General features: G+C 68.6%; 28 protein-coding genes. 19 read left to right on the top strand and 9 right to left on the bottom strand.

The annotated features are described in order from the left end of the window. Positions 1-11: 11 nt before the first annotated feature. A complete protein-coding gene (locus PSR88_RS10320; RefSeq protein WP_016882770.1) occupies positions 12-197 on the bottom strand; it encodes a hypothetical protein in 186 nt (61 codons plus the stop codon). Positions 198-264: 67 nt separating this feature from the next. Continuing rightward, positions 265-1,119 (bottom strand): alpha/beta fold hydrolase, encoded by an 855-nt coding sequence (locus PSR88_RS10315; protein WP_016882771.1) that lies wholly within the window; start codon positions 1,117-1,119, stop codon positions 265-267. A 76-nt stretch (positions 1,120-1,195) separates the two neighbouring features. Between PSR88_RS10315 and PSR88_RS10310 the strand changes: the two genes are divergently transcribed. Beyond that, positions 1,196-1,654: a MarR family winged helix-turn-helix transcriptional regulator gene (locus PSR88_RS10310; protein WP_029539324.1), complete on the top strand. Its 459-nt coding sequence runs from the start codon at positions 1,196-1,198 to the stop codon at positions 1,652-1,654. Here the strand turns inward: PSR88_RS10310 and PSR88_RS10305 are convergent. Beyond that, positions 1,614-2,129, bottom strand: coding sequence for an Lrp/AsnC family transcriptional regulator (locus tag PSR88_RS10305; RefSeq protein ID WP_009474720.1), 516 nt, complete (start codon positions 2,127-2,129; stop codon positions 1,614-1,616). The two genes, PSR88_RS10310 and PSR88_RS10305, sit on opposite strands and share 41 nt — an antisense overlap. Positions 2,130-2,244: 115 nt before the next feature. On the opposite strand from PSR88_RS10305, the gene hppD reads away from it, so the two are divergent. The 10 genes from hppD (at position 2,245) to PSR88_RS10255 (ending at position 12,344) form a co-directional block, all read left to right on the top strand. After that, positions 2,245-3,453, top strand: a complete 1,209-nt coding sequence (gene hppD / locus PSR88_RS10300) for a 4-hydroxyphenylpyruvate dioxygenase (RefSeq protein WP_009474719.1) — start codon at positions 2,245-2,247, stop codon at positions 3,451-3,453. 33 nt (positions 3,454-3,486) lie between these two features. After that, complete coding sequence (locus tag PSR88_RS10295) at positions 3,487-4,251, top strand: SDR family NAD(P)-dependent oxidoreductase (RefSeq protein ID WP_016882774.1); 765 nt, start codon at positions 3,487-3,489, stop codon at positions 4,249-4,251. Further along, on the top strand, positions 4,248-4,760 hold the full coding sequence (locus PSR88_RS10290) for a VOC family protein (RefSeq protein ID WP_009474717.1): 513 nt from the start codon (positions 4,248-4,250) through the stop codon (positions 4,758-4,760). Before PSR88_RS10295 ends, PSR88_RS10290 begins: the two co-directional genes overlap by 4 nt. A gap of 61 nt (positions 4,761-4,821) precedes the next feature. Continuing rightward, complete coding sequence (hemL, locus tag PSR88_RS10285; RefSeq protein ID WP_011594894.1) at positions 4,822-6,147, top strand: glutamate-1-semialdehyde 2,1-aminomutase; 1,326 nt, start codon at positions 4,822-4,824, stop codon at positions 6,145-6,147. 79 nt (positions 6,148-6,226) lie between these two features. Then, positions 6,227-6,886 carry a histidine phosphatase family protein gene (locus PSR88_RS10280; RefSeq protein ID WP_009474715.1) on the top strand — a complete coding sequence of 220 codons (660 nt, stop codon included), beginning with the start codon at positions 6,227-6,229 and terminating at the stop codon, positions 6,884-6,886. Then, on the top strand, positions 6,883-7,482 hold the full coding sequence (locus tag PSR88_RS10275; RefSeq protein ID WP_016882776.1) for a TlpA disulfide reductase family protein: 600 nt from the start codon (positions 6,883-6,885) through the stop codon (positions 7,480-7,482). Before PSR88_RS10280 ends, PSR88_RS10275 begins: the two co-directional genes overlap by 4 nt. Next, positions 7,479-8,309, top strand: a complete 831-nt coding sequence (locus PSR88_RS10270) for a cytochrome c biogenesis CcdA family protein (protein WP_009474713.1) — start codon at positions 7,479-7,481, stop codon at positions 8,307-8,309. Before PSR88_RS10275 ends, PSR88_RS10270 begins: the two co-directional genes overlap by 4 nt. Further along, entirely contained in the window at positions 8,306-9,970 is a 1,665-nt protein-coding gene (locus tag PSR88_RS10265) for a cytochrome c biogenesis protein ResB (RefSeq protein ID WP_016882779.1), read from the top strand. The genes PSR88_RS10270 and PSR88_RS10265 overlap by 4 nt, the downstream gene beginning before the upstream one ends. Next, a complete protein-coding gene (gene ccsB, locus PSR88_RS10260; protein WP_016882780.1) occupies positions 9,967-10,944 on the top strand; it encodes a c-type cytochrome biogenesis protein CcsB in 978 nt (325 codons plus the stop codon). The genes PSR88_RS10265 and ccsB overlap by 4 nt, the downstream gene beginning before the upstream one ends. 95 nt (positions 10,945-11,039) lie before the next feature. After that, positions 11,040-12,344, top strand: a complete 1,305-nt coding sequence (locus tag PSR88_RS10255) for a MinD/ParA family protein (RefSeq protein ID WP_016882781.1) — start codon at positions 11,040-11,042, stop codon at positions 12,342-12,344. Between the two features lie 47 nt (positions 12,345-12,391). On the opposite strand, the gene PSR88_RS10250 is transcribed toward PSR88_RS10255, so the two are convergent. After that, positions 12,392-12,595 (bottom strand): hypothetical protein, encoded by a 204-nt coding sequence (locus PSR88_RS10250; RefSeq protein ID WP_009474708.1) that lies wholly within the window; start codon positions 12,593-12,595, stop codon positions 12,392-12,394. A 136-nt stretch (positions 12,596-12,731) separates the two neighbouring features. Continuing rightward, on the bottom strand, positions 12,732-12,959 hold the full coding sequence (locus PSR88_RS10245; RefSeq protein WP_005252019.1) for a BldC family transcriptional regulator: 228 nt from the start codon (positions 12,957-12,959) through the stop codon (positions 12,732-12,734). A gap of 187 nt (positions 12,960-13,146) precedes the next feature. Between PSR88_RS10245 and PSR88_RS10240 the strand changes: the two genes are divergently transcribed. Both PSR88_RS10240 and PSR88_RS10235 read left to right on the top strand, forming a co-directional pair. Further along, on the top strand, positions 13,147-13,524 hold the full coding sequence (locus PSR88_RS10240; protein ID WP_009474707.1) for a DUF4229 domain-containing protein: 378 nt from the start codon (positions 13,147-13,149) through the stop codon (positions 13,522-13,524). Continuing rightward, positions 13,521-14,630, top strand: a complete 1,110-nt coding sequence (locus PSR88_RS10235; protein ID WP_009474706.1) for a PLP-dependent cysteine synthase family protein — start codon at positions 13,521-13,523, stop codon at positions 14,628-14,630. The genes PSR88_RS10240 and PSR88_RS10235 overlap by 4 nt, the downstream gene beginning before the upstream one ends. Here the strand turns inward: PSR88_RS10235 and PSR88_RS10230 are convergent. Then, positions 14,618-15,163, bottom strand: a complete 546-nt coding sequence (locus PSR88_RS10230; RefSeq protein ID WP_009474705.1) for a GNAT family N-acetyltransferase — start codon at positions 15,161-15,163, stop codon at positions 14,618-14,620. The genes PSR88_RS10235 and PSR88_RS10230 overlap by 13 nt on opposite strands. A 126-nt stretch (positions 15,164-15,289) precedes the next feature. Between PSR88_RS10230 and PSR88_RS10225 the strand changes: the two genes are divergently transcribed. The 4 genes from PSR88_RS10225 to PSR88_RS10210 all read left to right on the top strand — a co-directional run bounded on the left by PSR88_RS10225 (position 15,290) and on the right by PSR88_RS10210 (position 17,337). Then, positions 15,290-16,042, top strand: coding sequence for a lysophospholipid acyltransferase family protein (locus tag PSR88_RS10225; RefSeq protein WP_009474704.1), 753 nt, complete (start codon positions 15,290-15,292; stop codon positions 16,040-16,042). A gap of 66 nt (positions 16,043-16,108) precedes the next feature. After that, a complete protein-coding gene (locus PSR88_RS10220; protein ID WP_005258323.1) occupies positions 16,109-16,324 on the top strand; it encodes a hypothetical protein in 216 nt (71 codons plus the stop codon). Between the two features lie 6 nt (positions 16,325-16,330). After that, the gene (locus tag PSR88_RS10215; protein ID WP_016882782.1) at positions 16,331-16,897 is read left to right on the top strand and encodes a Clp protease N-terminal domain-containing protein; all 567 of its coding nucleotides are present in this window, start codon (positions 16,331-16,333) and stop codon (positions 16,895-16,897) included. A gap of 59 nt (positions 16,898-16,956) precedes the next feature. Further along, complete coding sequence (locus PSR88_RS10210) at positions 16,957-17,337, top strand: phage holin family protein (RefSeq protein WP_009474702.1); 381 nt, start codon at positions 16,957-16,959, stop codon at positions 17,335-17,337. A gap of 13 nt (positions 17,338-17,350) precedes the next feature. Here PSR88_RS10210 and PSR88_RS10205 read toward each other — a convergent pair whose 3' ends face one another. Further along, a complete protein-coding gene (locus PSR88_RS10205) occupies positions 17,351-18,220 on the bottom strand; it encodes a 1,4-dihydroxy-2-naphthoate polyprenyltransferase (RefSeq protein ID WP_011594886.1) in 870 nt (289 codons plus the stop codon). Positions 18,221-18,296: 76 nt separating this feature from the next. Here PSR88_RS10205 and PSR88_RS10200 point away from each other — a divergent pair, with 76 nt between their 5' ends. Next, positions 18,297-21,560 (top strand): AfsR/SARP family transcriptional regulator, encoded by a 3,264-nt coding sequence (locus PSR88_RS10200; RefSeq protein WP_051004172.1) that lies wholly within the window; start codon positions 18,297-18,299, stop codon positions 21,558-21,560. A gap of 9 nt (positions 21,561-21,569) precedes the next feature. Here PSR88_RS10200 and PSR88_RS10195 read toward each other — a convergent pair whose 3' ends face one another. Continuing rightward, positions 21,570-22,310: an IclR family transcriptional regulator gene (locus PSR88_RS10195; RefSeq protein ID WP_016882784.1), complete on the bottom strand. Its 741-nt coding sequence runs from the start codon at positions 22,308-22,310 to the stop codon at positions 21,570-21,572. Further along, a complete protein-coding gene (locus PSR88_RS10190) occupies positions 22,310-23,824 on the bottom strand; it encodes an APC family permease (RefSeq protein ID WP_016882785.1) in 1,515 nt (504 codons plus the stop codon). Before PSR88_RS10190 ends, PSR88_RS10195 begins: the two co-directional genes overlap by 1 nt. Before the next feature lie 226 nt (positions 23,825-24,050). On the opposite strand from PSR88_RS10190, the gene PSR88_RS10185 reads away from it, so the two are divergent. Continuing rightward, positions 24,051-25,631, top strand: coding sequence for a flavin monoamine oxidase family protein (locus PSR88_RS10185; RefSeq protein WP_009474696.1), 1,581 nt, complete (start codon positions 24,051-24,053; stop codon positions 25,629-25,631). The last annotated feature ends 21 nt before the right edge of the window (positions 25,632-25,652 follow it).

The following is a 25,652-nucleotide window of genomic DNA, read 5'->3' as shown; positions in this document are numbered from 1 at the left end:
CGCCGACGTTGTCAGAACGGCAATCCCATGAACAGTCCACCCACGACCATGACGACGAAGCCGGCCGCGATCGCCAGTGGATCTCCGCTCAGAAGCCCGGCCTGAAGCCAATGGCCGATCCCGGCGGCCAGATCAGCCGATCCCGCGACTACCTCCCCAGTGTGTTCGATCTTGTTCAGCGGATGCTCTCGGTCCATCGGCGCCGAGAGCCGATTCGTTAGCCGGGCGGCCTTCGATGCCGGAACCAGGAGTGGACCAGTCGAGTCAGGCCGACGTGCTGATCATCGCGAGATATCCCACGGGGTCGCGCCAGAAGGCGGTGATCAGGTCGGTGAGTGCGGCCGGGTCGGCGATCAGTGGTGTGATGTGGCCGGCGCCGTCCACCGTGGTGGCCCCGGCGTGCGGCATCGTCGCCGCGGCGGCCCGTGCCTGCTCGAGGGAGATCATCGTGTCTGCGCGGGGGACGACCATCAGCGTCGGCGCCTCGATCCGGGGGAGGAGAGGGTCGAGGCCCTTGCGGTGCAGCATGATCGACTCCATCGCCTGGTGCATGCCGCGTCGTGGTACCTGCCGGAAGGTCCTGGCGACGGCCTGGAACTGTTGCGGGTGGGTTCGTGAAAGCTCCTTGCCGAGAAGGACGTTCATCACCGCGGTAGTGAGCGGTGGAATCGGCCCGGCGATGCGGTAGGCCCACACCATCGGCACGATCCTGGCGCGTTCCCTGCGCGTGAGGGCTTGGGTCGGTGTCCCGATGGTGACCAGGGTGCGGCACCGGTCGGGAGTGTGGGCGGCCGCGACGAGCCCGACGTGTCCACCCCAGGCATTGCCCACCCAGTCGGCGGGCTCGATGACGCCGAGCACGTCGAGGACGGTGATCGCCGCCTCCGCGCACTCCTCCATCGTGAACCGCCGCTGTACGGCGGTGCTCGCTCCGCGGCCGGGTCCGTCGATCGATATCACTTGCCGGTGCCCGACCAGGTGGCTGCGCAGAGGCGCCCACGTCGTCGAGTCGACGAAAAGGCTGTGCCAGAGCACGGTCGGCGGTCCGCTGCCGGTGACGTGGACGGCGAGGCTCCCGACGCTCGTCGGGACGGTCCGGGTGATCGATTGTGTGTCCATGGGATGCCCCAGGTGCGTGTGCTCGAGTATTGCTTCGGAAACCGAAACTTCGGTAACCGTCGTATTCTCCTGTGTCATGGAACGGTCAAGGGGTCTGCCGTCCGATCGCCCTGCGGTGGGGCAGTTGCTGGTTCGTTTGCTGCACGAGTTCCGCCGGGAGTTGAGCGAGCCGATGGCAGAACGCGGTTACGGCGACATCCGCCCGCCGCATCTGCAGATCTTCGGCAACATCGGCTGGGACGGGCGTCGGTTGACGGAGATCGCCTCCCGTGCCGAACTGAGTTTGTCCGCCGCGTCCGAACTGATCAACGATCTCGAGGATCTCGGGTACGTCGAGCGGGTTCCGGACGCAACGGACCGGCGGGCGAAACTGGTCGTCCCGACCGCGCGGGGACGGCGGGCGCTGCAGGACGCCGCCGTGCGGGTCGCCGAGATCGAGCACCGCTGGGGCGGCATCGTCGGCCACGACCGGTTCGACGACGCCTGCTACGTGCTCAGTTCACTGCTGGACGAGCTGAGTCCCGAGGATCGCTGACTGTGGGCGGAGGAACCGCCGCCCGGACGAGCTGCTCGTGACGCAGGGCGATCTGGGTCTGCGTCGCGATGACGGTCGACGAGCGAAGGACGTTGTGCCCGTCCACGATCGAGTTGATCACCCGCTGCAGGTCGGCGTGGGTGCGCGCCACCACACGGACCAGGACGTCGCCGGCTCCGGTGATCGTGTGCGCCTCGAGAACTTCGGGGATGGCGGTCAAATGCTCGACGACCGCGGCGTGCCCGTTGCCCTGGGCGATCTCGAGGGTGGCGAACGCGACCACCGGAAACCCCAGTGCCTCCGGGTCGAGGGTCGGTGCCGAACTGGTGATCACGCCGGTGCGTTCGAGCCGGTCGAGACGCGCCTGAACGGTGCCGCGCGCCACGCCCAGGCGTCTCGACGCCTCGAGCACGCCGACTTTCGGCTCGGCATGCAGCAGGTCGAGTAGCGCGGCGTCGAGGCTATCGATACTCATGGCGTCCCTGGTCAATATGTAGGGTCGATCCGTCTTTTGATCCAGCAAACTGTACAGATTGAACAGCGTCAAGAGGCACCGTTGCGCAGTGCTGTGTGCTGGATCACAGTGAGGTATGACTACCGCCGACATTCGCCTGACGCCCCGCGAGGTGGCCGCACATCTGGAGACCGACGAGCTCCGGCAGTTGGTCGGGCTCGTCGAACACGACGACGCGTCGGATCCGTTTCCCGTGGTCGCGATGGATGCCGTGGTGTTCGTGTGCGGCAACGCGACGCAGAGCACGCAGTACTTCGTCTCCACGTGGGGCATGACCCTCGTCGCCTACGCCGGGCCGGAGACCGGTCAGCGCTCGCACAAGTCCTTCGTCCTCGAGTCGGGGTCGGCACGGTTCGTGCTGCACGGCGCCGTCGATCCGAAGAGCCCGCTCGCGGACCATCACCGGGCGCACGGCGACGGCGTGGTGGACCTGGCGATGGAAGTTCTCGACGTCGACCGCTGCATCGCGCATGCACGCTCGCAGGGGGCCACCATTCTCGAGGAGCCGCGCGACGTCACGGATCAGTTCGGCACCGTGCGGCTCGCGGCGATCGCCACGTACGGCAGCACCCGGCACACCATCGTCGACCGAAGCCGGTACGACGGCCCCTACCTCCCCGGATTCGTCGCGCGCTCCAGCGGTTTCGCGGCGCGACCGGGTAAACCCCCGCGATTGTTCCAGGCGCTCGACCACGCCGTCGGCAACGTCGAGATGGGCCGGATGGATCACTGGGTCCGGTTCTACAACCGCGTCATGGGCTTCACGAACATGGCCGAATTCGTCGGCGACGACATCGCCACGGAGTACTCGGCGCTGATGTCGAAGGTCGTGGCGAACGGCAATCACCGGGTGAAGTTCCCGCTCAACGAACCCGCGGTGGGAAAGAAGAAGTCGCAGATCGACGAATATCTCGAGTTCTACGGTGAGCCGGGCTGCCAGCATCTGGCCCTCGCGACCGGAGACATCCTCGCGACGGTGGACGCGTTGCGGGCCGAGGGTGTCGAATTCCTGAACACACCCGACGCGTACTACGAGGACCCACAGCTGCGCGCCCGGATCGGCAGGGTGCGGGTGCCGGTGGAGGAACTGCAGAAGCGCGGAATCCTCGTCGACCGCGACGAGGACGGATACCTCCTGCAGATCTTCACCAAACCGCTCGGCGACCGGCCGACCGTGTTCTTCGAGGTGATCGAACGGCACGGTTCGCTCGGGTTCGGGGCGGGTAACTTCCAGGCCCTGTTCGAATCCATCGAGCGTGAGCAGGCGGCGCGCGGCAATCTGTGAACCTCCGATCGGCACGCAGTGCATCATCGACTGATGGATGACAGGGATCGGGGAACGTTCGCAGGGAAAGTCGCTCTCGTCACCGGGGCCTCCTCGGGGCTCGGGCACGCCGTGGCCCGGCTCCTCACCGAGCGGGGAGCCCGCGTCTTCGGGGTCGCGCGGGACGGGGATGCGCTGCGGCAGGCCATGATCGAGATCGCCGGACCGGAGGCCGCGGGGCACTGTGCGCCGGCGGACGTGGCGTCGCCGGAAGCATGCAGCGTGGCCGTGGCAGCCTGCGTCGCCGGGCTCGGCGGTCTCGACGTCCTGATCAACGTCGCCGGTTCGCACACCCTCCGGCACACCGCTGACGTCACGGACGAGGACTGGGCACACGATCTCGCCGTGAACCTGAACGGGCCGTTCTACCTGTCACGGGCAGCACTGCCGCATCTGCTCGAACGCGGAGGCAACATCGTCAACGTCGCGTCCGTCGCCGGATTGCAGGGGCAGGCGTACTCGGCCGGCTACTGCGCCGCCAAACACGGACTGGTGGGTCTCACCCGCGCGATGGCACTCGAGTTCACCGGCACACCGCTGCGGATCAACGCCGTCTGCCCGGGCGGGATGATGACGCCGCAGGTCTCGAATTTCGCCTTCCCCGACGGCGTCGATTTCGAGCTCGTCCTGAAGTCGGCCTCCCCGCGAGGGCTGATGGAACCAGAGGACGTAGCGAAGACGGTGGCCTTCCTCGCATCCGACGACGCGTCCGCCATCCACGGCGCCGTGTACTCGGTGGACAACGGGAAGATGGCATGAGCCTCGTCGCAGGCCCGATCTTCCAGATCTGCTGGGTCGTCGACGACATCGAGTCGGCGGAGCGGTACTTCACCGATCAGCTCGGCGTCGCGCGATGGTTGCGGCTCCCGGACGTGCACTTCGGACCCGAGCACTGCACGTACCGCGGGCAGCCCGCCGACTACGTGGTCCACGTGTCGCTCGGATACGCAGGCGGACAGCAGCTCGAGCTGATCCAGCCGGTGTCGGGACGCAACCTCTACACAGAACAACTGGAGACGAGCGGTCCCGGCGTCCATCATGTGGCCTGGGTCCCCGACGACTTCGAGGCCACCCTCGCCGAGGCCGGGTGCCGGGGACTGCCGGTGGTGCAGCGGGGCCGGTTCGAGGGCGTCGGGATGGAGTTCGCGTACCTCGAGGGCGGCCCGCTCGGCGGATACGTGGAACTGATGAAACTCTCCGAGGAGATGCGCGCGATGTTCGCCTCGCTCGTCCCGGAACCACCCGGTGCGGCGGATCGGGCAGAGTGATCCTGGCCACCCACTACACCCTGTCGTTGGCAAATTCGACAGAACTGGGACACTGGAGGCCGTGACTGTTTCCTCCGGTGACCCCGACGTGCACGCATCCCGCTCCGCCCAGCTCTTCGAGAGGGCTGATCTGGTCATTCCCGGCGGCGTCAACTCCCCGGTGCGAGCCTTCCACTCGGTCGGCGGCACCCCGCGGTTCATCAAGGAAGCGTCCGGTTACACGCTCACCGACGTCGACGGCAACGACTACGTCGACCTCATCTGCTCCTGGGGACCGATGATCCTCGGGCACGCGCACCCCGCCGTCGTCGAGGCCGTGCAGAAGGCGGCCGCCACCGGCCTGTCGTTCGGCGCGCCCACCGAGGGCGAGATCGAACTGGCCGAGGAGATCGTCGGCCGGGTCGCGCCGGTGGAGAAGGTGCGCCTGGTCAACTCCGGCACCGAAGCCACCATGAGCGCCGTCCGCCTGGCCCGCGGATTCACCGGCCGAACCAAGGTCCTCAAGTTCTCCGGCTGCTACCACGGACACGTCGACGCCCTGCTGGCCGATGCCGGTTCGGGGCTCGCCACGTTCGGCCTCCCGACATCACCCGGCGTGACGGGCGCGCAGGCCGAGGACACCATCGTCGTTCCTTACAACGACCTCGACGCCGTCGCCCAGGCCTTCGCCGCGAACGAGGGCCGGATCGCGTGCGTCATCACCGAGGCCGCCGCCGGCAACATGGGCGCAGTGGCGCCGCAGCCCGGATTCAACGAGGGCCTGCGGAAGCTGACCAGCGACAACGGCGCGCTGCTCATCATGGACGAGGTGATGACCGGATTCCGCGTCAGCTCCGCCGGCTGGTTCGGACTCGACGGCGTCGCCGGTGACCTCTACACGTTCGGCAAGGTGATGAGCGGCGGTCTGCCCGCCGCCGCATTCGGTGGCCGCGCCGACGTCATGGCCCATCTCGCCCCGGCCGGACCCGTCTACCAGGCGGGCACCCTGTCCGGGAACCCCGTCGCCGTCGCCGCCGGGCTCGCCAGCCTGCGCGCCGCGGACCAGGGCGTGTACGACGCACTCGAGCGCAACAGCGCCACGCTGCGGACCCTGCTGTCCGACGCGCTGACCGCCGAGAGCGTGCCGCACCGGGTGCAGACCGCAGGCACGATGCTCAGCGTGTTCTTCAGCGAAGACCCGGTGACCAACTACGCCGAGGCCAAGGCCGCCCAGACCTGGCGCTTCCCCGCGTTCTTCCACGGGCTGCTCTCGCGCGGGGTGTACCCGCCGCCGAGCGCATTCGAGGCGTGGTTCGTCTCCGCCGCCATGGACGACAGAGCCTTCTCGATCATCGCCGACGCCCTGCCGCACGCCGCGAAGGCCGCCGCCGCGGCCGTCCAGCCCTGACGTGACGTCTCCCCTCGCGGCCGGCAGCCTTGCCGCCGACACCCACCCGCCCTCCCGTCCCGACCCGAGGAACCGCAACGTGACCGAAGCCGATCATCCCGACCACACACAGACCCGCACCATCGTGCACGTGCTCCGGCACGGCGAGGTGCACAACCCGCGGGGAATCCTCTACGGCAGGCTCCCCGGGTTCCGGCTGTCGGTGACGGGTGAGGCGCAGGCCCGCGCGGTGGCGTCGGTACTGGCCAAGCACGACATCACCCACGTGGTGTCCTCGCCGCTGCAGCGGGCGCAGGAGACGGCTGCCCCGATCGCCGACGCACACGGCGTCGAGCTCGCGACCGACGAGAACCTCATCGAGGCGGGCAACGAATTCGAGGGCCTCAAGGTGTCCGTCGGCGACGGCGCGCTGTCTCGCCCCCGGCACTGGTGGAAACTCCGCGACCCGTTCACCCCGTCGTGGGGCGAGCCGTACCTGCAGATCGCGCACCGCATGCTGGCCGCCGTCAACAGCGCCCGCGTGTCGGCGGTGGGTCACGAGGCCGTCGTCGTCAGCCACCAACTCCCCGTCTGGACCCTCCGCCGGTTCCTGCAGGGGGAGCGGCTGTGGCACGACCCGCGGCACCGTCAGTGCGGTCTCGCGTCGCTGACCTCCCTCGTCTACGAGGGCGACACCCTCATCGACATCGTGTACTCGGAGCCCGCGGGCGCGTCGGATCCGAGGGTGACCGGGGCATGAGTCGGGGGCGCTTCGCCGGGCTTCTCGCGGTGATCTGTACGGCCGCGGTGTCGCTGACGGCGTGTGCGTCCGGCGACGACGCCGTGGCCCAGGGCGGCACGTTCGACTTCGTGTCGCCGGGCGGGCAGACGGAGATCTTCTACGACCCGCCTGCCGACCGCGGCACCATCGGCACGGTGTCCGGACCCGACCTGATGACCGAGGGCAAGACCACCTCGCTCGACGATTTCGAGGGGCAGGTGGTTGTCCTCAACGTGTGGGGGCAGTGGTGCGGCCCGTGCCGGGGTGAGGCGAACGACCTCGAGCAGGTGTACGAGGAGACCAAGGATCAGGGAGTGTCGTTCCTCGGGATCAACGTGCGGGACAACCAGCAGGACAAGGCGCAGGACTTCGTGATCGACAACAAGGTGTCGTATTCGTCGATCTACGACCCCGCCATGCGGACGATGATCGCGCTGGGGCAGAACTACCCCACGAGCGTCATCCCCACCACGATCGTGCTCGACCGGGAACACCGCGTGGCCGCCGTGTTCCTGAAGGAACTGCTCGCCGAGGACCTGAAGCCGGTGGTCGAACGGGTGGCACGGGAATCGTGAGCACCAGCACCACCCTTCTCGCCGGCGGCGTCGGCGACGCCTTCCAGTCCACCGCGGCATCCGGACCGCTGCTGCTCGCGCTCGGTGCGTGCGTCCTCGCCGGTCTGGTGTCGTTCGCGTCGCCGTGCGTCGTGCCTCTCGTTCCGGGATACCTGTCCTACCTCGCAGGTGTGGTCGGCGCGGACGCACCGGCCGTCACCGCGGAGGAGGCGGCCACCCGCACGAAGACTGCCGCCGACGGACGGCTGCGGGTCGCGGGCGCCGCGGCCCTGTTCGTCGCCGGTTTCACCGTGGTATTCGTGCTGGCCACCGCGTCCGTGTTCGGCGCCATCTCGGCCCTCGCGATCAACCGCGACGTCCTGATGCGGGTCGGTGGGGTGGTCACCATCGCCATGGGCCTGGTGTTCATCGGTCTGATCCCGGCCCTGCAGCGGGACACGAGGCTCGAGCCGCGCCGGATCTCCAGCCTGGCCGGGGCGCCTCTCCTCGGTGCCGTGTTCGCACTGGGCTGGACCCCGTGCCTCGGCCCCACCCTGGCGGGTGTTATCTCCCTGGCCGCAGGCACCGACGGTGCCACCGCCGCCCGCGGAGTGGCCCTGATCGTCGCGTACTGCCTCGGCCTCGGGCTGCCGTTCGTGATCCTGGCGCTCGGCTCGTCCCGCGCGCTGCGCGGTGTCGGCTGGCTGCGCCGCAACGCGCGCACCATTCAAATCTTCGGCGGAATCATGCTGGTGGCCGTGGGCATCGCCCTCGTCACCGGCGCGTGGGACCAGTTCGTCGGCTGGGTTCGCGACGCCTTCATCTCGGAAGTGACTCTCCCCATATGAGCGATACCCAGACCCCCGAGGCCCCGGAAGCCGCACCGGTGCCCCGTCAATCGCTGCCGGGTCGCGCGTTCGCGCTCGTCCGCAACACCTGGCGTGGCCTCACGTCCATGCGCACCGCGCTGGTGCTGCTGTTCCTGCTGGCCCTCGCGGCCATTCCGGGCGCCCTGCTCCCGCAGCGCAGCCTCAACGCGGGCAAGGTCGACGAGTACATCTCGAACCGGCCGACCCTCGGCCCGTGGATGGACAAGCTCGAGCTGTTCGACGTGTTCGGCAGCTTCTGGTTCACCGCGATCTACGTCCTGCTCTTCATCTCCCTCGTCGGCTGCATCCTTCCGCGCTGCGTCGACCACGCCAAGGCGCTGCGCACCCGTCCGGTGCCTGCCCCGCGGAACCTCGCGCGACTTCCGCACCACCACGAGGACCGTGTCGACGAGACACCGGAGGAACTCGCCACCCGCATCCGCGCTCACCTGAAGGGGTGGCGGGTCGAGACCCGCGAGGGCGGGGAACGCGCCGCACACGCCGGCGAGATCACCATCTCGGCGGAGAAGGGGTACTTCCGCGAACTCGGTAACCTCGTCTTCCACCTGTCGCTCGTCGCGTTGCTCGTCGCGATCGCCATCGGCAAGCTGTTCGGCTACGAGGGCAACGTCATCGTGGTCGCCAACAACGGTCCCGGCTTCTGCACCACGTCGCCCGCGGTCTTCGACTCCTTCAAGGCGGGCAACACGCAGGACGGCACCGGCATGACGCCGCTGTGCGTCAAGGTCAAGGACTTCGCGGCCGACTACCTCGACAGCGGTCAGGCCGAGATGTTCACGTCCAACATCGCCTACCAGGCCGGCGACGACCTCGAGACGAACACGTGGCGGGACGGACAGTTGCAGGTCAACCACCCGCTGCGCGTCGAGGGTGACCGCGTCTACCTGCAGGGGCACGGGTACGCGCCGACGTTCACCGTCACGTTCCCGAACGGGGAAACCCGCACGGAGACGCTGCAGTGGCGGCCCGACGACGCGACGACGTTCCTCAGCAGCGGCGCGATGCGGTTCGACCCGCCCGGCGGCTTGTACACGGACACCGACGAGCGCCGGAAGAATCAGATCGCGATCGAGGGACTGTTCGCCCCGACCGCGCTGTTCCACGGCAATCTGCTGGCGTCGAGTTACCCGGCCATGAACGACCCGGCCGTGGCCATCGACATCTACAAGGGCGACACCGGCCTCGACACCGGCAATCCGCAGTCGTTGTTCTCGCTGAACACCGAACTGATCAACCAGGGCCGGCTCGTGAAGCAGGACCGGGTGAATCTGAAACCGGGGGAGAGTTCGACGCTGGCCGACGGCACCCAGGTGCGGTTCGACGGTGCCGTGGACTTCGTGAACCTGCAGGTGTCGCACGACCCGGCGCAGCAGTGGGTGCTGGTGTCGGCGCTGACGATGATGGCCGGATTGCTCGTCTCGCTGCTGGTCAAGCGTCGCCGCGTCTGGGCTCGCATCTACCCCGCGGGCGCTTCCGATCTTGACCCACGACGTACTGTAGTAGAGCTTGGTGGACTCGCCCGGACCGATCAGGCCGGCTGGGGCGACGAGTTCGGCCGACTCTGCACCCGTCTGCTCACGGACGACACGAAGCCTGACGCGCAGGAGAGCCAACGATGACGACCAACGAGACACTGGCGCAGTACAGCGACTGGGCCTTCCGATCAGCCTTCACCGTGCTGGTGCTGGCACTCGTGCTGCTCATCGTGCAGTACGCGTCCACCCGGGCGCAGGCCGTGCAGGACCGGGAACTCGTGTCGGCAGGCTCCGGCACCCGCCCGGCCGATGCGCCCTCGGTTCCCGGCCGAGTGGTCGAGCAGCCGAAGAAGCCCATGTCCGAGCGCTTCGGCGGGATGGGCGCGGCCGTGCTCGTCGTCGGCACGGTGCTGATCTTCGCGTCGATCGTGCTGCGCGGATTCGCCACCGAACGGTTCCCGCTCGGCAACATGTACGAGTTCGTGACCATGGCCTGCGCGGCCGCACTCGTCGTCGGTCTCGCACTCCTGTCGAAGCCGGCGTACCGGTCGATGTGGGTGTTCCTGCTCGTCCCCGTCCTGATCCTGATGTTCCTCGCCGCCACCGTGCTGTACGCGGACGCGGCGCCCGTGGTGCCCGCACTGCGGTCGTACTGGCTGCCCATCCACGTCACCATCGTGAGCGTCGGTTCCGGTGTGTTCCTGGTGTCGGGCATCGCGAGCCTGCTGTTCCTGCTGCGCATGCGGTACCCGCGCGGCGAGGAGGGAATGGGCGTGTTCGCGCGGATCGCGGAGCGGCTGCCCGACGCGCAGACCCTGGACCGGCTGGCGTACAAGACCACCATCATCGGGTTCCCGCTGTTCGGTGCGGGCGTCATCCTCGGCGCCATCTGGGCCGAGGCCGCCTGGGGCCGATTCTGGGGCTGGGACCCCAAGGAAACGGTGTCGTTCATCGCCTGGGTGATCTACGCCGCCTACCTCCACGCCCGCGCGACGTCGGGCTGGCGCGACACCAAGGCCGCATGGATCAACGTGGCGGGCTTCGTCGCGATGCTGTTCAACCTGTTCATCATCAACATGGTGGTGTCGGGATTGCACTCGTACGCGGGCCTCAACTGACGGTAGTCACCGACTGATATCCTTCCGCCGCGACGTCTCCGACCGGTGTGAAACCGGTGGGGACGATGGAGACTTCACGAGGGGGATGTTCAGCCATGTCCGAAAACAACGCCGGCATGTGGGAGCCGGTACGGCCTGCATCGAATCCGCCCTTGGACGACCACGCATCGGCCGCCGCATGGAACGCCGCGCGGCAGGCCCCGTACGTCCAGCCGCAGGGTCCCAACCCGTTCGCGCAGCCCGGTGTCCAGGCCCCCTCCGCCGCACCCGCGCGGCCGCAGACCCAGGCCCCGGCCGCCGCACCCGTCCCGCAACAGGCGCCTGCCCCGCAGCAGGCCCCGGCTCCGCAGCAGGCTCCCGCGCAGGGAGCGTTCACGCCGCCGCAGCAGGCGCCGATCCAGCACACACCCCAGCATCCCCGCCCCCACGACACGAATGCCGATCAGCAGTACGCGGTATCGGCGCGTGACCTGTCGACGTCGCTGCTCCTCAAGCAGGTCAAGCCGGCCCCCACCACGGGGTGGCGCAAGGCGCTGTATCAACTGTCCGGCCGCTACATCAACGTCGGCAACAGTGCGAAGGAACAGCGTCGGATCGAGCTGACCAAGCAGGTCAACCAGCCGCTGCAGGGTTGCTACAAGATCGCGCTGCTGAGCCTCAAGGGCGGAGTGGGCAAGACCACCACCACCGCGACCCTCGGCTCCACGTTCGCGTCACTGCGCGGCGACCGCGTCATCGCCGTCGACGCCAACCCCGACCGGGGCACGCTCAGTCAGAAGATTCCCCTCGAGACCCCGGCCACGGTGCGCAACCTGCTGCGCGACGAGCAGAGCATCGAAAAGTACAGCGACGTCCGCAGTTACACGTCCCAGAGCAGGCACCGGCTCGAGGTGCTCGCATCCGACAGCGACCCGGCGGTGTCGGAGGCGTTCAGCGCGGACGACTACTCGCGGACCGTCACGATGCTCGAGAAGTTCTACAGCATCGTCCTCACCGACTGCGGCACCGGGCTGATGCATTCCGCCATGCAGACCATCCTCGAAGAGGCCGACGCGCTCGTGGTGGTCAGCTCGGGCTCCGTCGACGGCGCCCGCAGCGCCTCCGCGACCCTCGACTGGCTCGACGCCCACGGATACCGCGAACTGGTGTCCCGGTCGGTGGCCGTCGTGAACGCGGTGCGACCACGGTCGGGCAAGGTGGACCTGCCGAAGGTCGTCGAGCACTTCGAGCAGCGGTGCCGCCTCGTCCGGCTGATTCCGTTCGATCCGCACCTCGAAGAGGGAGCCGAAATCGAACTCGAGCGGCTGCGTCCCAAGACGCGCACCGCTCTTCTCGAACTGGCCGCCGCGGTCGCGTCGGACTTCCCGGCGTCCAGTTTCGCGCTACAGGATCGTCGATGAGGCAATGACGCCGAGGGTGCCGGGTCGACCGGCACCCCGGCTTCGGCTCACCCGGCGGGGTCCGCCGGACCGGCCTCGGGTTCGTCGGACTTCTTCCGACGGGTCTCCCGATCCACCTTCCAGAGGAAATCCGGGTCGTCGTCGGGTCCCTGCACCCGATTGCTGAGCACGGGCCTCGTGTTCGGGCCGAATGCCTTCCAGAGCAGGACCGCCACTGTCACGAGCCCGATGAGTGCCAACAGATAGATCACCGCGCACCTCCTTACACCGCTCGAGGGTAGCCGGTATCCCTGAGCGTAGCCGCGTCGGCGGCAGAGGGCACCTGCCCGGTCGCAGTGCGTCCCGGGTAGTGCGGTCGCGGTCAGCCCTGCGGCTGCCCGCCCAGCGTCAGGGTCGGCCTGCCTCCGTCGTGAGGGAGCGGAGCAGCTGCATGACCTCGGCCTCGCGGAAGCGGCGGTGCCCGCCGGGGGTGCGCAGCGATCCGAGCCGGCCCGCGTGCGCCCATCGCGTCACGGTCTTCGGGTCGACATGGAACAGGGCAGCCACCTGGCCCGGGGTCATGAGGGCTTCGTTGGATCCGCTGAATCCGGGTCCGTTGTAGGTGGGTGCGCTCATCGACGGTCCTCCACTGCTTTCGACTGGTCTGTGCTGAAGCCGGCCGCTGTTGCGACTGATCTTCGTCATCGTGGCATCTGGCACCCCGGGTACTCGAACGATCTAATGTTGGTAAAGGGGAGGTAATAGACAAATCGGATAAGTCGGACGTGTGAGGAGTGGCCTCGGCGATGGGTAACCTGGGAGCGTGAGTGAGTCATCCGAGAAGCCAGAAGACCAGGTCGAGCGCCCCGTCGCAGCCGATTCGAGCGCACCGGCGAAGCCGGACGGGCGGGTGACCAAGGGGCAGTTGGCGCGCGACGTCGCGATCTATTCGATCGCCCGGCTACTGCTGGTCGTCGTCATCGGCGCCATCATCCTCGGGGTGGCCGCACTCGTCGGAGTCGCCGTGCCGCTGCTCGTCGCGGCCATCTTCGCGGTCCTCATCGCGCTCCCGCTGTCGCTGCTCCTGTTCGCGAAACTCCGTCGGCGGGTCAACGAGGGGATCGCCGCGTTCGACGCGCAGCGTCGCGCCGACCAGGCCGACCTGCGTGCCAGGCTCCGCGGTGAGGGCACGTCCCGGTGACGGACGGCGACTGCGTCGTCATCGACCGGAGCTTTCCGCGTGACTGGGTGGACAACGCCGTCCGCCTCATCGACGCCGATGCGCAGCGCAGCGCCGACACGCACCTGCTGCGGTACCCGCTGCCCGTCGAATGGGGTGTGCAGCTCTATCTGAAGGACGAGTCGACCCACATCACGGGCAGCCTCAAGCATCGCCTGGCCCGGTCGCTGTTCCTCTACGCGATCTGCAACGGATGGATCACCGAGGGGACGACGGTCATCGAGGCGTCCTCGGGGTCCACGGCCGTCAGCGAGGCGTACTTCGCGAAGATGCTCGGTCTCGACTTCGTGGCCGTCATGCCGCGCAGCACGAGCGGCGCGAAGATCGCGCTCATCGAGGCGCAGGGCGGTCGCTGCCACTTCATCGACCGGCCGCCGGAGATCTACAGCGAGGCCCGGCGGCTCGCCGCGGAAACGAACGGTCACTTCATGGACCAGTTCACGCACGCGGAGCGGGCCACCGACTGGCGGGGCAACAACAATATCGCCGAGTCGATCTACCACCAGATGATTCGTGAAGAGCATCCGGTGCCGGACTGGCTCGTCATGAGCGCCGGAACCGGCGGCACCAGCGCGACGCTGGGCCGGTACATCCGCTACCGCAGGCACGCGACCCGTCTGCTCGTGGTCGATCCGGAGAACTCGGCGTTCTTCGGCGGCTACGACTCCAACTCCTGCGACTACGCGACGGGGATGCCCTCGCGCATCGAGGGCATCGGCAGGCCGCGGGTGGAGCCGTCGTTCGTCGGGCAGGTCATCGACCGGATGATGCGGGTGCCCGACGCCGCGTCCATCGCCACGGCTCGGCACGCCAGTTCGGTGCTGGGCCGCCGGGTCGGCGGCTCCACGGGAACGAACCTGTGGGGTGCGTTCACCGTCGTCGCCGAGATGCTCGCGGCCGGACGGTCCGGCAGTGTGGTCACGATCCTGTGCGACGGCGGCGAACGCTACGCGGACACCTACTTCGACGACGACTGGGTGGCCGGGGAGGGTATCGACCTCACGGGTCCGGCCGCGGTGCTCGACCGCTTCGCTGCGACGGGGGAGTGGCCGGGTCAGCCCGGCTGAGGCGCGGTCGCGGCGGTCCGCACCGGCGCCGTCACCGGGCGGGACATCGTGACCCGCGGCCACGCGGCGAGGCCGTGCCGGGCCTCGTCGGCGCGGATGCGCGACAGGCCCGGGGTCAGGGTGTCTTCCGGCAGGGGACGGAAACCCAGCCGCTCGTAGTAGGGGGCGTTCCACGGGACGTCGACGAACGTGGTGAGGGTGAGGGCGGGCAGTCCGCGGACCGCCGCCCACGACGAGATCTCGTCGAGGAGCAGGGCGCCGAGCCCCTGGCGGGCGTGGCCGGGGTGGACCGACACCTGCTCGATGTGGGCGGCTCCGTCGACCACGGCGACGAGTGCGTATGCGACCGGTGCGTCGTCTGCGTCGACGGCGACCCAAATGCATTCCAGCTGGAGGTATTCGGTCAGCTCGTCGAGTGTGAACGGGGGATCGTCGGCGACGGCGTCCATTCCGATGTCACGAAACGGCGCACCCGCCGCGATTTCGATGTCTTGCAGAGCGGGCAGGTCGGTGGAAATGGCCGGGCGGATCACAGGTCTTTTTTACCCGAAATCGTGCTGTTCGCACAGTTTCCCTGCACTTTCCCAAACTTACTCCACCGTAGGCTACGCAACCGTAGGTTGGTAGCCTGGCGATAGGACGACGGATCGGGGACGAGGATGGACAAGCCCGAGGTAACTCTCGAGAACTACGAAGCGGTGTACGCGTACTACCGCGACCATCAGCAGAATCGGGCGCTCGCCAAGCTGGCGTACGCGTCGCTGTATGCGAAGTACCGGCCGCGGATCACGTACGCCGACGACGCGAAGGCGCAGCTGGCCGGGCTGGTGAAGTCCGGCAGGGTGCTGATCGTCGCCGCCAATCACATCACCCACAGCGATCAGTACACGCTCGCGGCCACGGCCTGGAAGACGCCGCTGCGCCGCGCGATCGGACGCACCCGGGTGCTCGCGAAGGACGAATTGTTCGTCGATCCCGACCTGCACAAGAAGGTCGACATGATGGGCGGTATCCCGGTGTTCCGCAGCAAGAACTACGGTCTGCGGGCGGTCGCCGATGCAGGCAGGCTCATGATGGACATCTCCGCCGAACGGCTGTGCCGCGGTGACAACCTGGCGATCTTTCCCGAGGGCACGTGCAACGAGGACGACCCGACCCGCCTGCAGCACATCAACAGCGGCATCGGTCACATCGCGAAACGTGCGGCAGATCGCGGAGTCTCACCCGTGCTGCTGTCCATCGGCCTCAGTTACGGGCCGGACGCCGATGGGCCCGATACCGAGAACGTGAAGTCGGCCAGCGTCTTCGTCGGCGAGCCGCTGTTCGACCTTCCGGCGAAACCGATGGACATCGCCCATGTCGTGCAGAAGGACCTGCAGATCGCCGTCGACGGGGCGGTCGCGGCGTACTGACGACCGCCCCCGGGGATCTGTCAAGGAGGGTTGACACCCGATCGGTGTCAACCTAGATTGACATGCATGACCGAAGCAACCACGCTCGCCGCAGCAGCGGGCAGCCCAGACCCCGCCGAGGGGTTGCGGGCCGTGCGTGCGCTGCGGCGTCTCCTCGAACGGCTCGAGGCCATCCAGGTCGCCAACGCCCGCGCCCAGGGCTGGTCCTGGCAGGCGATCGCCGACTCCCTCGAGGTGAGCAGGCAGGCCGTCCATCAGAAGCACAATCGGAGAGGGAGGTAACGGCGCATGTTCGAACGATTCTCGACGGACGCTCGGGCCGTGGTGATCGGCGCGCAACAGGAAGCGCGCGTACTGAAGTCGCCACAGATCGGGCCCGAACACCTCGTGCTCGCGCTGCTGTCCGTCAAAACCGAACCCGTCCACGGCATCCTCGCCGACGCCGGCATCGAGGAGGAGAAGTCGCGATCGACCGTCGCGACGCGCGGCACGGCCTTGAGTGCCGCCGACGCGGAAGCGCTCGAATCGATCGGCATCGACCTCGACGCGGTGCGTCAGAGCCTCGAGCGGAACTTCGGCAAGGGCGTCCTCGATCCCGAGGAGCCGTCGGAGAAGCGCGGCTGGTTCGGCCGGAAGTCGGGGCACATCGGGTTCACCCGCGACGCCAAGAAGGCGATCGAACTGTCACTGCGGGAGGCGCTGGCGCGCAAGGACGATCACATCGGCGCCGAGCACATTCTCCTCGGAGTGCTGCGAATGGCCGACGGCACGACGCGGGAGATCCTCGAGGTCCAGATCGGTGTCGGCGAACTCCGCCGTCGCGTCCACGCGGCACTCGACGACCGCGCCGCCTGACCGTCCGGTCCCGGGTTATCCGGTTCCCGTTTGTCCGAACGGTGTGCCAGCATGCACCCATGACCTTCTTGGTACGCCTCGTCATCAACGCGTTCGCGATCTGGCTGGCGGCAGCCTGGGTGTCGGGCATCGACATCTCCAGTTCGGGCAACGGAACCGGATGGGACATCGTGGTGCTGCTCGGCATCGCGGCGGTGTTCACCGTCGTCAACATCTTCGTCAAACCACTGGTGAAGCTGCTGTCGCTGCCGTTGCTGATCCTGACGCTCGGCCTGTTCACCCTGGTGATCAACGCCCTGATGCTGCTGCTCACCGCATGGTTGAGCTCCCAGACCGATTACGGACTGACCGTCGACGGCTTCTGGACCGCCGTGTGGGGAGGCCTGATCATCTCGATCGTCAACTTCATCCTCGGTATCGTCCTCCCGGACGGCGACTGACCCGGCGGGCCGCTCAGGCGGCCGACAGGGCCACGGCGGTGGCGGCGCCCCAGATCAGCATCGCCAGCCCCGAATCCCGAAGCGCGGGAATCAGTGCGAGGCCCAGGCCGCCGGAGCGGACCGGCGCGTTCGCCCGGACCGCGAGAGGCAGCGCGAGCAGCCCGACGAGCGACCAGGGGGTGCGCAGCACCAGGACGAGAGTCACCACGAACGGAACCGTCAGCGTGACGAGATGCAGGATGCGGGTACGCGAGTCGCCGAGCCGGACTGCGAGCGTGCGCTTGCCGGACTCGGTGTCGGTGGGAATGTCCCGCAGATTGTTGGCGACGAGAACCGCGCTCGAGAACGAACCGACTGCGATCGCGGACACGAGACCGGCCCAGTCCACCGTCTCGGCCTGCACGTACTGGGTGCCCAGCACGGCGACGAGACCGAAGAACACGAAGACGGCGACCTCGCCGAAGCCGCTGTACCCGTACGGCTTCTTGCCGCCGGTGTAGAACCAGGCGCCCACGATGCAGAGGGCGCCGATCAGCACGAGCCACCAGGCGGTGGTGACGGCGAGGGCCAGACCGGCCACCGCGGCGACGCCGAAGCAGGCGATGGCCGCAGCCTTCACCGCCGACGGTTTCACCAGCTTCGACCCGACGAGCCGCAGCGGCCCCACCCGCTCGTCGTCGGTGCCGCGGATCCCGTCCGAGTAGTCGTTGGCGAAATTGACGCCCACGATCAACGCGAGAGAGACCACCAGTGCCAACACTGCCTTCCACCACACCGCGCCGCCGAGCGACGCCGCGGCGCCGGTGCCCACGAGCACCGGGGCGATCGCGTTCGGGAGGGTGCGCGGTCGAGCGCCTTCGATCCATTGAGCAGCCGTTGCCATGTACCGATCTTTGCACCGAGCGAGAAGACGCCCGCACCCACGCCGTGCAATACCATCGAACGCGGTGGACCAGCACATGAGCGTGGACGAGAGGGTGGCGCCGGCGAGCACACCGATCCAGGTCGCCTTGTTGGGTGAGGTATCGACGTGGCGATCGGGCGTGCTCGCACCGCTGCCCGGCACCCGCGCGCGCAGTCTGCTGGTGGCGCTCGCCCGCGATCCCGGCCGGAGTCGGTCGGCGCAGGCCCTCATCGACGAGGTGTGGGGCGACGATCCGCCGCGGTCCCCGATGAACGCGCTGCACACGCAGGTCTCCCGTCTGCGTGCGGCGTTGCCGGACGGAGCACTGGAGATCGGCCCGGCCGGTTACCGGCTGGCGGTGCCCAGGGATGCCGTCGATCTGGCGCGCGCAGAAGACGTGGCACGTCGGCTGCGGGGCCGGGGGAACGGTCGCAGCGTCGGGCCCGACGAGATCCGCGACGTCCTCGCGCTGTGGCGCGGCGACCCCGGCGCCGACCTTCCCGGCAGTGCCGCCGCAACGGAACTCGCTGCCGACGCCGCCGTGATCCGGGCGCAACTCGAGGCCGCGGAACTTGCTGCGCTGGTGAAGGTGGAGGACTGGGACGCCGCCCTCCCGAAGGCGCTGGCCCACGTCGCCGCCGAACCTCTCGACGAGCAGGCGCACGCGCACCTGATGCGGGCGCTCGCCGGGCTCGGACGGGACAACGAGGCGCTGGACGTGTTCGCGACGTTCCGCAAGCGGATGGTGTCCCGGCTGGGGTCCGATCCGTCGCAGGCGCTCGTCGCCCTGCACACCGAGATCCTGCGGGGCGGACGTTCCGATGACGTGGCGGCTCCGCACCTCGCGTCGCCGGATCGGACGGCGATCGGGCTCCGCGCGGCACCCAACGCGCTCCTGGGACGCGACTCGGACATCGAGGAGATCGAGAAGCTGCTCACATCCTCGCGGGTGGTGACCGTCCTCGGGCCCGGCGGTGCCGGCAAGACGCGACTCGCCCACGAACTGGGCGCGCGGGCAGCCGCGGGAACGTCCGTGGCTCTGGTGGAACTCGCGTCGCTGCGCAGCAGCGAGGACGTCGTGGCGGCGATCAGCAGCACGCTCGGGCTCAGCGAGGTCGACATCGCTCCGGGCCGGCTCACGGTCAGCCGCGTCCATTCGGCGCGGGAACGGCTCCGGGAAGCGCTGTCGGCAGGGCCCATGCTCCTGATCCTCGACAACTGTGAGCACGTCATCGGCGCCTGCTCCGAGGTCGTGGCCGACCTGGTGGCCGCCGGCGACCAGCTGACCGTCCTCGCCACCAGCCGGTCCCCTCTCATGCTCGCGTCCGAGGCCGTGTACCCGCTGCCGCCGCTGGCGATCGACGACGACGACGCGCCGGCCGTGCAACTGTTCACGGCGCGGGCTCGCGCCGTGCGGCCCACCGCGCGCCTCGACCCGGAAACGGTGCGCAGCGTCTGCCGCACCCTCGACGGTCTCCCGCTCGCGATCGAACTCGCCGCGGCCCGGGTGCGCAGCATGAGCGTCGAGGACATCGGCCGACGGCTCGAGCACCGGTTCGCGCTACTGCGATCCCACGACCCGACGTCGCCCGAACGGCACCGCACCCTGCACGCCGTCATCGACTGGAGCTGGCAGCTTCTGGGTGAGCAACAGCAGATCGCGCTGCGCAGACTCTGCCGGTTCCCGGCCGGGTTCACTCTCGACGCCGCCCGGACGATCGCGGAGTGGGACGGCGTCGACGACGTCGTGGACGCCGTCGAGGGCCTCGTCAACCAATCGCTGCTGTCCGTGTCGGAGACGTCGGACACACTGCGCTACTACATGCTCGAGACGGTGCGTGAATACGGCGAGGAACAACTCGCGGCGGCCGGCGAGGGAACGGAAGTGTTTGCTCGCCAAGGGGTCTGGGCAAGCCGATTCGCTTCCGATGCGCTCCGCCGGTGCCGTGCCGACCAGGTCGCGCTCGCGGACGACATCGACGCCGACCACGACAACCTGCTCGCGGTCCTCCGGTGGGCGGTCGAGCGCGACGACGCCGAGACGGTGGCGACCGTGTTCCCGGTGCTGGGCGGACTGTGGGCCATTCGGGGCGCGCACTCGGAAGTGATGAACTGGACCCCACGGATTCTCGGGTCGACGGCGGACGCCGACCTGACGGACGTCGGTTCGGAACTGGTGGCGTACACGTTCCTTCTCGCGGCGATGCACCTGGTGTTCGGTGGCCAGACACGCACGCTCGCCCGTGCCCGGATCCGGCTGCGTCACGTGCTCCGGGAGCGCCCCGACCTACCGTCGGTCACCGGGTTCGCGGTGCGACTCATCCTGTCTCTGGGTTCGGGTCGGCGCCTGGCGAGGATCGTCGCGGAAGGCGTGCGGTCCGAGGATCCGGAGACCCGCGCGGCCGCCGTCTCCGCGCGGGCCAGTATGCGGGAGAACCTCGGCGACTTCCGCGGCGCGATGAAGGATGCCACGACCGTGTCCGAACTGTGCGGGGCGATCGGTGACGTGTGGGGCACGGCGATGGCGTCGCAGTTCCTCGGTTCGCTGCAGAGCCAGTCCGGTGAGTACCGGGACGCGGTGCGGCACTATCAGGATGCTGTCGACGGCATGCGGAAGCTGGGTGCGCAGGAGGAGGCCGATCAGCTGTGGGGCTTCCAGGCCTCAGCGCTGATCGCCGCCGGTGACGTGGAGGCCGGCCGGAAGGTGCTGGCCGAGACGGTACTCGAGCATCGCGGCGCGGGCACCGGGACCGGGACCGGGACCGACGACCATCGGCCGGACGAATGGCGGGCCGCCGCCACCGGCAGTCTCGCGGAAATCGATCTCGCGGACGGCGACGTCGAACGCGGGCTCGCCCGCTACCGCGAGGCGCTGGACATGGTGTATCCCCGGATGTTGACCGAGCCGCACGCCGATCCGTTCGGAATGATGCTGGCGGCGTCGGTGGTGTGCGCCCACGTGCTGCACGGCCGGTCCGAGATGATGGTGGAGTTCGTGCCGAAGCTCGCGGAGGCGGCGCTGTCGAGGCTGGGACAGGGTGCCTACCAGGATCTGCCGGTCACCGGAACCGTCGCGGCCGGGGTGGGGTGCTTCGAGCTCGCGCACGGTGATCAGGATCGGGGCCTCGCGCTGCTGGCGCTCTCCGCGAAAGCCCGTGCCCGGCAGGACATCGCGTCGCTGCGACACCCCCGGCACGTCGCGTTCGTGCTCGAGCGCGTGGGCCAGGACCGCTGGGAGTCGGCGCAGGAGCGGTTCGGCAACTGGTCGCGTCGCGCGGTGCGCGCCGAAATCCTGGACATGCTCGCCGGTTCGAGGTGAGTGGCGGCCTCAGGCGGGGACCCGGCCGCTCACCCTGGCCGCGCACGAGCGCAGGAGGTCGGTGAGTTCGGGATCGTCGACGGCCAGGCGTCCGGTCTTGCCGATCGCCGCAAGACAACCGGCCACCGCGTTCTGCGCATCGTGCACCGGGACGGCGACCGCGCTGCGGCCCACCCGCACCTCGTCGACTTCTCGGGCCGAACCCGTGTGGCGGACGGCGTCGAGTTCGCCCTGCAGCGCGGCGATGTCGGTGATGGTCCGCGACGTGACCCGGCGCAGACTCGGCGGCACCAGGTCCGGACGGGACGCGAGGAGGATCTTGCCGATGGCGGACGCGTGCAGGTGCGCGGCAATCGTGTTCTCGCCGCTGAGTTCGTGGTCGGGGTCCCGATCGATCAGTCGTACCCGGCCGCCCGCGAACGACGCCAGATGGATCCCGAAACGCACCTGCCCCCGCAGTTCCTCGAGCACGGCGTGGTGGTCGACCGGATCCGGCGCCTCCGCCCCCGCGAGCTGCCTGGTCCGCCGGCCCAGCGCGAACCCGGACAGGTCGGCGATCCGCACCAGATAGCCGTCGGCGGTCAGGAGATTGAGCAACCGGTACGCCGTGGCCTGGGGGATCCCCGCGTGCGCGGCGATGTCTCGCGCGGTCGCCCCGGACCCGAGCTGAGCCACGGCCTCGAGCAGGGCGAGCGCCTTCTGCACGGCGCGTGGTTCGTGGCCCGCGATCTCCCCGGCTCGGGCGCCCATCACCAAGACCCGGGGGTGCGTCCAGCCGCCGTCAACGCGAGGTTTCCGGCGGCGTCCGTGGCGAACACCCCGGCTCCCGGCAGCACATCGTCCGTTTCCGCCGTGTCGAACACACCCATCGACCGCAGACTCGCCGGGTGGCGCCATCGCAGGTACAGCTGCCACGCCGAACCCGACAGCAACAGGGTCAGCACCACGGTGGGGACCATCGCGAAGCCGTGGGCCACGTTGACGAACAGCATGTAGGCCAGGACGATTCCGCCGGCGGCGCTGCCCGCCACTCCCGCCGCAAGGACGAGAGGGGTGTGTTCCCCGATGCGACTGAGGAACCGCACCGATGCCACGGCCACCAGCACGTACGCCGCGACCACCGCGGTCCTGGCGATCAACTGCACGTGAGAAAATCCGGTCGATTTGCCGACGATGCCGAACGTCGCGGCACCGACACAGACGGCGCACACGATGACCGCCAGTGCCGCGTACGGGGTGCGGTAGCTGCGGTGCACGCGGGCGAACAGACGCGGGACGACCCGTTCGATCCCCATCGAATACAGCAGGCGCGACGCGGCATTCGACGACGCCATCGCCGACGCCAGCCACGACGTGCCCAACCCGAGGTTCAGGGCGATCACCACGGCCGGGTCGACCCCGGTGCCGGTGCCGTGCAGGTACGCGTTGACCAGAGTGTCCGTGCGACCGGACCAGGCGGCCCACGCCGAGAAGATGAACAGGCCGCCGCAGATCATCGGCGTGAGCATCACGGTGCGGGTGACGGTGGCGAGCGGGCGCTTGGCCTCCGGGCCGAAGAACGTCGCGCTCTCGAAGCCGGCCAGGGCGAACACCGCGGCCAGCGTCATGAGTAGCGGCCCGTACGCGGAATCGGACGGCGGCACTGCGGCGTGCTGGCCGCCCGCGCCGGTCACGATCATCAGACCGACGATGAAGAGCAACGAGCACGATTCCACGGCGAGGATGGCGAGGGCCGCGAACCGCACTCCGCGGACCAGGCAGCCGAGGATCACGATCGCGATCCCGGCGTACACGAGGAGACGTTCGGCGGGTTCGCGCAATTCCAGCCCGAAGAGGCCGAGCGTCGCGATCACGGCCTGGCCACCGTGGTACAGCGTCATCACCGCACTGCCCACGTACTTGGTCAGCATGGCGACCCCGGCGGTCAGCGCGGCACGCGTGCCGAGGCCCTGGAACACGAAACTGTAGAGGCCGCCCGCGGCCGCCATACGTCGCGTGAACTGCGAGACGCATACCGCGATCAGGGAGACCACCACCGTGGCGATGACGATCGTGATCAGACCACTCAGCAGCATCTGGTGGGTGAACATGGTGACGGGCAGGACCACCATCGACACCGCCGGAGCCGTCGTGGCCACCGACTGGGCGAGAACCTCGAAGCCCGACAACTGCCGCCGGCCCAGCGCACGCAGCGGCGATACGGCCTGACGTTCGGGCTCGCCGGTGGCGAACGAACGCGCGATGGCGTCGGAAAGGGCTGACATGCGCGTGAAACTAGCCGCGTCGTGTTGCCGGAAAGTTTCGGTTTCGGGTCGAACTGCGCTTCGGGAGTGAGAACGGCCCGCGCCCGTTCTCGCTCGCCGGCCTCAGACTGTTTCGCCGCCGACAACTTCCCGACTCGCGTTCCTCCCAGGATGAATCCGGACAAGTTACCCGGGTCGCCGGGCGCAAGAATGGGAGCGCGAATTGGCATTCACACGTAGATCTTTCATGAAGGGCCTCGGGGCCACCGGGGGCGCGGGACTCGCGTACGGCGCGATGTCGACGCTCGGGCTCGCACCGTCGACCGCCGCTCCCGCCCGCGCGTTCCAGCCGCTCGCGGCCGGCGACCTGATCGGGAAGGTGAAGGGCAGTCACTCCGTGGTCGTGCTCGGCGGCGGCCCCGCCGGTCTGTGTTCGGCGTTCGAACTGCAGAAGGCCGGGTACACGGTGACGGTCCTCGAGGCCCGCACCCGGCCCGGCGGCCGCGTCTGGACGGCCCGGGGCGGCACCGAGGAGACCGACCTGAACGGCGAGACGCAGAAATGCACGTTCTCCGAGGGGCACTTCTACAACGTCGGCGCCACCCGCATCCCGCAGAGCCACATCACGCTCGACTACTGCCGCGAACTCGGCGTCGAGATCCAGGGCTTCGGAAACCAGAACGCCAACACGTTCGTGAACTACCAGAGCGACACGTCGCTGTCGGGCCAGTCCGTCACCTACCGCGCCGCGAAGGCCGACACGTTCGGCTACATGTCGGAGCTGCTGAAGAAGGCCACCGATCAGGGCGCCCTCGACCAGGTGCTGAGCCGGGAGGACAAGGATGCGCTGTCGGAGTTCCTCAGCGACTTCGGTGACCTGTCCGACGACGGCCGCTATCTCGGATCCTCCCGTCGCGGTTACGATTCCGAGCCCGGGGCCGGCCTGAACTTCGGCACCGAGAAGAAGCCGTTCGCGATGCAGGAAGTGATCCGCAGCGGCATCGGCCGCAACTTCAGCTTCGACTTCGGCTACGACCAGGCGATGATGATGTTCACCCCGGTCGGCGGCATGGACCGGATCTACTACGCCTTCCAGGACAGGATCGGCACCGACAACATCGTCTTCGGCGCCGAGGTGACGTCGATGAAGAACGTGTCCGAGGGCGTCACCGTCGAATACACCGCCGGCGGCGCGAAGAAGTCGATCACCGCCGACTACGCGATCTGCACGATCCCGCCGCACCTCGTCGGACGACTGCAGAACAATCTGCCCGCCGACGTGCTCACCGCACTGAAGGCGGCCAAGCCGTCGTCGTCCGGAAAGCTCGGCATCGAGTACTCGCGCCGGTGGTGGGAGACGGAGGACCGCATCTACGGCGGCGCATCCAACACCGACAAGGACATCTCGCAGATCATGTTCCCGTACGACCACTACAACTCCGACCGAGGCGTGGTCGTCGCCTACTACAGCAGCGGCAAGCGTCAGGAAGCGTTCGAATCCCTCACTCACCGCCAGCGGCTCGCCAAGGCGATCGCGGAGGGCTCGGAGATCCACGGCGAGAAGTACACCCGCGACATCTCGTCGTCGTTCTCGGGCAGCTGGCGTCGCACCAAGTACTCCGAGAGTGCCTGGGCCAACTGGGCGGGCAGCGGCGGCTCGCACGGCGGGGCGGCCACTCCCGAGTACGAGAAGCTGCTCGAACCCGTCGACAAGATCTACTTCGCCGGCGACCACCTGTCCAACGCGATCGCGTGGCAGCACGGCGCCCTGACGTCCGCCCGCGACGTCGTCACCCACATCCACGAGCGCGTGGCCCAGGAAGCCTGACCTTCCCCTCGAACAAGGAGT

Origin of the sequence: Rhodococcus sp. DK176 (genome assembly GCF_038447315.2) — a bacterium.
In the GTDB taxonomy this organism is placed as follows: Bacteria; Actinomycetota; Actinomycetes; order Mycobacteriales; family Mycobacteriaceae; genus Rhodococcus_F; species Rhodococcus_F jostii_A.
Note: the sequence above shows the minus strand (reverse complement) of the source record. Positions and strands in the feature narration are given on the sequence as shown.